The following is a 1,140-nucleotide window of genomic DNA, read 5'->3' as shown; positions in this document are numbered from 1 at the left end:
GAAAACGGCTGCTCCGACAGCTCCGGGCTTTCCAGCATCAGGTCGGCCAGATTGATAATGGCCGTTCCCTGACCCGCCGTTCCAGCCAGTGCATTAAAGCCCCCAACCTGTCCGGCACTGTTGACGTGACGCACCCAGTAATAGTGCAGCGTGGTATTGCCAGTGACATCGGTATAGCGGCTGCCACTGGCTTCGTGGACCAGTGACGCCTGCGAACGGTCATCTATCTGAGCTCGCCATACTTCCGTGTGGTTATGACCGTTATAGGCCGGGGCATCCCATTGAAGGATCACAGCACCAAAAATGCCGTTGGATGACAAACCAGCAGCCGGAGTTGGGACGTCCAGTGCGGTAGTTCCTCCACCATCACCGCTTACCGTTATTTCTGGCAGCACCGGCTCCAGGGTATCGGTAATGGAACCCACCGCAGAGGCAGGCAGGCTCAACCGCTGCCCTTTCTCCCTAGCCAGTCCCAGCTCCGCCAGTTCACTGTGCAGCACCGCCCTGTCCCCGGCATTGCCGCTGCGACCCGCAAGGCGGTTCAGGAACTCGCGCACGTAGCGATCTACCGTTGCAGGCAGTGCGGGAAATTTAGCCATAAGAGGGAGTCTGTTCTTAAAGTTCAGCCATGGAGCTGGCGACAATTACGGCAGTCACGGTATCCGTACCGGTCAGCTCAAACTGCCAGCGGCTGCCACGGCCTGCGGGGAGCCGAAAGCCTCTGTCCGAAGTGACCGCCAGTTCCAGTATCTGCTGCTCATCACGAAATACTCGCAACACCAGATCGGTGTAGCTGTCCGCCATGATCCTTGCTGAACTGAACAGGGCAGGCTTGCCCTGGAATACTTTGCTGCGCCACCGGTAGGGCATCAGGTCAGAACCTTTGTCCCACGCTTTGATGGTGTTGCCGATGGCCAGGTAAAGGCTGTCGTCCTGAAGGTCACGGTAACAGGCATCGGCGTAAGTACCGAGCTCGGTAAAGGTACCGCTGTCGGGGCTGAATATGAAACCAGCGCCGTCAACACTGTCGCCATAGAAGCCAAAGTACCGGCCATCGTGGAAACAGCCGTGGATGGTGTCCGGCTGGAACCGTTCCCGCCAGTCCTCCGGGTTGATGATGTTGCGGGTCATCAGGTCCGC

2 protein-coding genes are annotated in these 1,140 nt (G+C 58.5%); both read right to left on the bottom strand.

Annotated features, from left to right (window positions below; translation table 11 throughout):
- Nucleotides 1-599, bottom strand: a 599-nt coding sequence (locus AK963_RS29415; protein ID WP_202969935.1) for a hypothetical protein, incomplete at its 3' end; no start/stop codon positions are given.
- A 16-nt stretch (nt 600-615) separates the two neighbouring features.
- A partial coding sequence (locus AK963_RS34065; protein ID WP_202969934.1) for a hypothetical protein occupies nt 616-1,140 on the bottom strand: 525 nt, incomplete at its 5' end.

The sequence above is a fragment of the Endozoicomonas atrinae genome (genome assembly GCF_001647025.1).
GTDB classification, from domain to species: Bacteria; Pseudomonadota; Gammaproteobacteria; order Pseudomonadales; family Endozoicomonadaceae; genus Endozoicomonas; species Endozoicomonas atrinae.
The sequence above is the reverse complement of the archived record's forward strand: the minus strand, read 5'-3'. Positions and strand labels throughout refer to the sequence as shown.